General features: G+C 70.6%; 5 protein-coding genes and 2 pseudogenes. 4 read left to right on the top strand and 3 right to left on the bottom strand.

Features of this window, described 5'->3' with window-relative positions; translation table 11 throughout:
* The 4 genes and pseudogenes from Q2100_RS27110 to Q2100_RS27095 all read left to right on the top strand — a co-directional run.
* Positions 1-815, top strand: a pseudogene (locus Q2100_RS27110) (hypothetical protein); the annotation flags it as partial.
* 48 nt (positions 816-863) lie between these two features.
* The gene (locus Q2100_RS27105) at positions 864-1,649 is read left to right on the top strand and encodes an SDR family NAD(P)-dependent oxidoreductase (protein ID WP_302916544.1); all 786 of its coding nucleotides are present in this window, start codon (positions 864-866) and stop codon (positions 1,647-1,649) included.
* Between the two features lie 70 nt (positions 1,650-1,719).
* The gene (locus Q2100_RS27100) at positions 1,720-2,982 is read left to right on the top strand and encodes a molybdopterin-dependent oxidoreductase (protein ID WP_302916543.1); all 1,263 of its coding nucleotides are present in this window, start codon (positions 1,720-1,722) and stop codon (positions 2,980-2,982) included.
* 1 nt (position 2,983) lies between these two features.
* Complete coding sequence (locus Q2100_RS27095; protein ID WP_302916542.1) at positions 2,984-3,472, top strand: hypothetical protein; 489 nt, start codon at positions 2,984-2,986, stop codon at positions 3,470-3,472.
* Here Q2100_RS27095 and Q2100_RS27090 read toward each other — a convergent pair.
* From Q2100_RS27090 to Q2100_RS27080, 3 genes and pseudogenes are all read right to left on the bottom strand, one after another.
* Complete coding sequence (locus tag Q2100_RS27090) at positions 3,453-4,082, bottom strand: methyltransferase domain-containing protein (RefSeq protein ID WP_264014770.1); 630 nt, start codon at positions 4,080-4,082, stop codon at positions 3,453-3,455. The genes Q2100_RS27095 and Q2100_RS27090 overlap by 20 nt on opposite strands.
* A 3-nt stretch (positions 4,083-4,085) precedes the next feature.
* Positions 4,086-4,727: a TIGR04282 family arsenosugar biosynthesis glycosyltransferase gene (locus Q2100_RS27085; RefSeq protein WP_302916545.1), complete on the bottom strand. Its 642-nt coding sequence runs from the start codon at positions 4,725-4,727 to the stop codon at positions 4,086-4,088.
* Between the two features lie 20 nt (positions 4,728-4,747).
* A pseudogene (locus Q2100_RS27080) lies at positions 4,748-5,044 on the bottom strand (glycosyltransferase); the annotation flags it as partial.

Genomic DNA, 5,044 nt, shown 5'->3' with positions numbered 1-5,044 from the left:
GCTGGGCCGGGGTGTGGTGCGTGCTGGTCGGCTCGAGTGCGGCGGCGGCGATCATCGTGGCCGTCCGCGCGCTCACCGACGAGCACACCGCGCGGCTGGCGGCGCCGTTCGTGGCGGTCGCCCCGACGGCGATCTGGATCGCGGTGTCCGCCGACGGCTACTTCGCCGGGGTGGCGGCCTGGGGCCTCGCGCTGCTGGCGCTGGCCGTCCGCCGCACCGTGCGGTGGCCGGAGGTGGCCGCACTAGCCGCAGGCACGCTGCTGGGCTGGGGCATCTTCCTCAACTACGGCCTCGGGCTGATCGCGCTGCTCGCCGTCGCGGTGCTGGTCTGTGCGGCCGACTGGCGCAGCGCCCTGCGCGCGTTCGTGCCTGCCGTGCTCGCCGCGCTCGCCGTGGTCGGCGCGTTCGCCATCGCCGGCTTCTGGTGGTTCGACGGTTACCACCTTGTGCAGGAGCGCTATTGGCAGGGTATCGCCGTCGAGCGGCCGTTCCAGTACTGGGGCTGGGCCAATTTCGCGTCGGTGATCTGCGCGATCGGCCTCGGCAGCGTGGCCGGCATCGGCCGGGTCTTCGACATCGCGGCGATCCGCCGTCGCTGCGGACTGCACATCGTGCTCATCGGCGCACTGCTCGCCATCGTCTGCGCGGACCTGAGCATGTTGAGCAAGGCCGAGACCGAACGCATCTGGCTCCCGTTCACGATCTGGCTGACCGCGGCCGGGGCGCTGCTGCCGCCACGCGCGCAGCGGTACTGGCTCGCGCTCAACGTGCTCGGAGCACTCGCGTTGAACCACTTCATATTCACCAATTGGTGATTCGGCCCGCCGCAGTTTGGCGGCATCGCGGCCGGGTAGACGACCGACATGTCTGAAGCCAACACCGCGCTCATCACCGGCGCCTCCAGCGGAATCGGATTCGAATTGGCGAAGCAATTCGCCCAGCACGGCTACGACCTGGTCGTCACCGCCGAGGACGACGGCATCAACGACGTGCCGGGCCGGCTCGCCGAATTCGGCACCGCCGTCCAGGCCGTGCAGGCGGACCTGCGCACCGCCGACGGCGTCGAGCACGTCTACCACAGCACGATCGAAGGCGGCCGGGTGCTGTCGGCCGCGGCGCTCAACGCCGGCATCGGCCGCGGCGGCAGGTTCATCGAGACCGAACTCGCCGACGACCTGAGCATCATCGACCTCAACGTCCGGTCCACCGTGCACCTGGCCAAACTCGTGTTGCGGGACATGGCGAATCGCGAGGAGGGCAAGGTGCTGTTCACCTCCTCGGTGGCGTCGATGATGCCCGGCTCCTACCAGACCGTGTACAACGCGTCGAAGTCGTTCATCCAGTCCTTCGCCGAGGCGCTGCGCGACGAGTTGCGGGACACCTCCATCACGATCACCGCGCTGATGCCCGGCCCCACCGACACCGACTTCTTCCACCGCGCCAACCTCGACGGCGCTCCCGTCGGGAAGATGAGCAAGGACGATCCCGCGCAGGTCGCCCGCCAGGGTTTCGAGGCGCTGATGCGCGGCGACCAGAAGGTGGTCGGCGGCGGGGTGTCATCGAAGATCATGGGCACTGTCAGCCGGGTGCTGCCCGACACGGTGAAGGCCGTGGGCAGCCGGCTGATCTCCGCTCCCATCAACCGGTGAGCGGCTGACGGATCGGTGACACGCGGCAGTTGACGGAGCCGGAACCCGCCGTGTGGGCGACAATGAACCGATGGCGAAGCGGCCGGAAGGCGGCCACCGTCCCCCGCGCTGGCGCAGTCCCCTGCGGGGGCTCTGGCTGACGTCGACGCTGGGCGCCGTCCTGCTGACGGCGCTGCCGATCATCACCCTGACCGGCCTGCTGTCCTACATCGCCTACGGGCCGCAGTTCGGCCAGGCCGCACCCGCCGACGTCGGATGGCTGAAGCTGCCGACCTTCGACTGGCCCACCGACCCCTCCTGGCTCTATCGCCTCAACCAGGGCCTGCACGTCGGGCTCGGCCTGATCATCGTGCCGGTGGTGCTCGCCAAGCTGTGGTCGGTGATCCCGAAGCTGTTCGTCTGGCCCCCCGCCCGCTCGATCGCACAACTGCTGGAACGTATTTCGTTGCTGATGCTGGTCGGCGGCATCCTGTTCGAGATCGTCACCGGCGTGCTGAACATCCAGTACGACTACATCTTCGGGTTCAGCTTCTACACCGCCCACTACTTCGGCGCCTGGGTGTTCATCGCCGGCTTCGTCGTCCACGTCGCGATCAAGCTGCCCAGGATGCGGGCCGGTCTTCGGTCGATGTCGATGCGCGAGGTGTTGCGCACCAGCCGCGCCGACACCCGGCCGGAGCGCTTCGACTCCGACGGGCTGGTCTCCATCGACCCAGCGCCACCGACGATGAGCCGCCGCGGCGCGCTCGCCCTGGTCGGCGGCGGCGCCCTGCTGGTCGCCGTGCTGACGGCCGGCCAGACCGTCGGCGGTGTCACCCGTCAGGCGGCACTGCTGCTGCCGCGCGGCCGCAGCCGCGGGGACGGACCCAACGACTTCCAGGTCAACCGCACCGCGGCCGCCGCGCGCATCACAGCCGAGAACACCGGCGCGGGTTGGCGACTCACACTCCGCGGCGGACCCGCACCCGTCGTCCTCGACCTGGCGGCGTTGCGTGCGATGCCGCAGCACACCGCGCGGCTGCCCATCGCCTGCGTCGAGGGCTGGTCGACCACCGAGACCTGGACCGGCGTGCGGCTGCGCGACCTGGCGCAGCGGGCGGGCGTGCCGAGCCCGGCGTCGGCCAGGGTGTTCTCGGTGGAACGCCGGGGCGCTTTCAATCGTGCTGCGCTGCAGGCCAACCAGGTCACTCACTCCGATGCGCTGCTGGCGCTGCGGGTCAACGGCGCCGAACTGTCGCTCGATCACGGCTATCCCGCGCGGGTCATCGTGCCGGCGCTGCCGGGTGTGCACAACACCAAGTGGGTGTCCGGCATCGACTTCGTGAGGCGCTGAGATGGTCGCCCGGTTCCGTGCGGTGTACGGCTCGCATCCGCTGCACCTGCTCACGCTGATCGCCGGTTTCACGCTCTTCGGCGCGGTGATCGCGACGATCGGCTGGCGCGCGCTGTGGAATCCGAACGTGTGGTGGCAGTCGATCGCCGTGTGGTTCGCCGCCGCGGTGATCCTGCACGACCTGGTGCTGTTCCCGCTGTACGCGCTCGCCGACCGCGTGCTCACGCTGACACGGCGCATCCCGGTACCCGTTCCGGTACTGAACCACCTGCGCATCCCGGCGCTCGGCGCCGGCCTGACCCTGCTGATGTTCCTACCCGGCATCATCGCCCAGGGCGGGCCCGCGTACACCGCCGCCACCGGACAGACACAGGAACCGTTTCTCGGCCGCTGGCTGCTTCTCACCGCCGCGATGTTCGGTGCGAGCGCCGTCGTCTACGCGGTCAGGCTGGCCACCACGCACCGATCTTCTACGGCGACACCAGAATAGCGACCACCCGACGGCCGACCGGATGGATCGACGCCAACGCCAGGCCCACTTCGTCGGCCAGCGCCGCCGCACAGTCGATGCCGACCGACGCCCACCGGAACCACGGCCCGATCGTCTCGGACGACTCGAGCCGCACCATGCGCGCACACACACCCGTTGCCAACGCGTCGAACTCGACCACACAGCGGCCGTCGGGACGCAGCAGCTCGGCCGCCCTGCGCAGCACCCGCCGCGGATCGCCGCCGAGGCCGACGTTGCCGTCGGCCAGCAGCGCCGTCTGCCAGCGCCCCGTACCGGGCAGTTCGCCGAAGACGTCGCGCCGCAGCGCAGGCGCGCCGTTGCGGCGGGCCAGCTCCACCGCCGTCGCCGACTGATCCACACCGAGAGCGGGGATCCCACGCTTGATCAGGTCGACCACCAGACGCCCCGGCCCGCAACCCAGGTCGATCGTCGGCCCCTCGCACAGGTCGACGATCGCCTCGTCGAACGCCTGGTCGGCATGCCTGCCGCCGAGCCAGCTGCGCACCGGCAGGGTCCGCACGTCTCCGTCATCGCTTCTCAGCCAACATCGTTCGCCGTCCAGGGCGCGGTCGTAGAGGTTTCCCAGCATCGGCTACAGTCCCGCCGCCGCAGTCGCGAACGGGAACCTCGCGCCGGGGTGACATCGTCGCCGGACCGCGTCGACGTCCGCCGCGGTGTCGACGTCGGCGAGTTCGTCGACCATCGTGACCTCCAGTCCCTTGTGCTGTAGCGCCTGCCGGGTGAGCGCGCCGGTGTCGGCCTGCGACATCGGCACCTGACGCAGGCAGTCGGCCGACGCCGCCGATCGCACGCCGAGCACCCACCAGCCGCCGTCGACGGCCATCCCCAACAACGCCTCGGCATCGAGCAGCCGGCCGGCGCAGCGGGTCAGCAGCTCGCCGGTGACCTGCGGGGTGTCCATGCCGATCTGCAGCACCGGGGCGCCGTCCGTTGCGGCGGCCGCATCCGCGTGGGCGTTGGCGAGCCGGTCGGCGAACGTGTCACCGCGCTGCGCGATGACCGTGAAGTCGGCCAGCCGTTCCCTGATCTCGGCACTGCAGGCGGCGCTGTCGAGGTCACCGGTCAGCGCGACCACCCGTGACCGCACGCCGGCCAGGCACACCGCGTCGAGCGTGTCGAGCAGTGCCGCCGCGGCGACGACTGCAGCGAGATGGTTGCCGATCGTGTGGGCCAGCCGCGTCTTGGCCAGGCCGGGCACCGGGGCCTTGGCCATCACCAGCAGCGTCACCGGGATCACGAGATCCTCTTCCAGAAGTCGAGCCCGGCGACCACACTGCCGCGCAGCGAGCCGCTGACCTTGGACCTGCCCCCGGTGCGCGGTCCGTAGGAGACGTCGCATTCGGTCACTCGCCAACCCGCAGCGGCAGCTCGGACCAGCAGTTCCACCGGATACCCGGAACGCCGATCGACGACACCCAGCGCCAGCAGGGCGTCGCGGCGCGCGACCCGCATCGGCGCGATGTCGTGCACGTCCAGCCCGTGCCGCTGCCGCAGCCGCCAGCACACCGCCGCCGTTCCCAGCCGGGCGTG

Origin of the sequence: Mycolicibacterium arseniciresistens, assembly GCF_030519285.1 — a bacterium.
GTDB lineage: Bacteria > Actinomycetota > Actinomycetes > Mycobacteriales > Mycobacteriaceae > Mycobacterium > Mycobacterium arseniciresistens.
Note: the sequence above shows the minus strand (reverse complement) of the source record. Positions and strands in the feature narration are given on the sequence as shown.